The organism is Oleiphilus sp. HI0067 (genome assembly GCF_001635735.1).
This window is the reverse complement of record NZ_LWFI01001667.1, coordinates 1-778: the sequence shown is the minus strand read 5'-3', so window position 1 is coordinate 778 and position 778 is coordinate 1. Positions and strand designations below refer to the sequence as shown.

Annotated in this window: 2 protein-coding genes; both read right to left on the bottom strand. The window is 44.6% G+C overall.

The window, feature by feature from the left end; all coding sequences use genetic code 11:
* Window positions 1–395, bottom strand: a 395-nt coding sequence (locus A3739_RS26800; RefSeq protein WP_156502882.1) for a LysR substrate-binding domain-containing protein, incomplete at its 3' end; no start/stop codon positions are given.
* 21 nt (window positions 396–416) lie between these two features.
* The coding region (locus A3739_RS26795; protein WP_156502881.1) for a LysR family transcriptional regulator at window positions 417–778 on the bottom strand (362 nt) is incomplete at its 5' end.

Sequence of the window (778 nt, the reverse complement as noted above, 5' to 3'; positions counted from 1 at the left end):
AACTCTATTTCTTCTGGCAACAAAGCGCTCGTTAAACCTTGTTCCGCTAACGCTTGTGTGCTCATTGCAGACCCACCAAGCATCAGATAATCTGTGGTAGTTAGGCATGACATTGCCGTGTGCATATTGCTTGTTTCAAAAGCCACACGGCGCGAAAAACCATGTTTAAATAAAATAGGCTCATCCTTCACATGGTTCTCGTTGAATTCTGGCACGATGATTTTGATATAGGGGTAAGACACATATTCATCGAGTGACAAACGCTTTTTATTTGCCAAAGGGTGGCGAACATTCATCAAAACACAGAAATCAATTTCTTTAAGGACTTGTTGATAAAAATTCGCCTTATCGACCTCAACCACATTAAGTGCAAGATCAAGCTGCCCATTAGCCATATCATCAAAACTTGTTTTCCCTCAAGGCTTCATTTCAATGTTCACTTTGGGTGCTTCATCTACTATGCGCGCCAACAAGGGCGGGCATAAGCGTGCCGCGACACTATCTAACAAAGAGATCCTGAAGGTTCGATCGCAATCACTCACAACAAACTCCGGTGGTGATACAAGTCGGCCTAGTTGCTCAAGCAATTCGCTTAAAGGTGTTTGCAATTCAAGCGCCCTTTCGGTTGCGCGAATTCCCTGCGTACCACGAAAAAACAGTTCTTCGCCAAATAAGTCCGACAAACGGGTGAGCATCTTACTCATTGCAGATTGTGTAACGTGCAAGCGCTCAGCGGCGCGAGACACGCTCTCCTCTTCAAGTAAAACTTGTAAGGCAA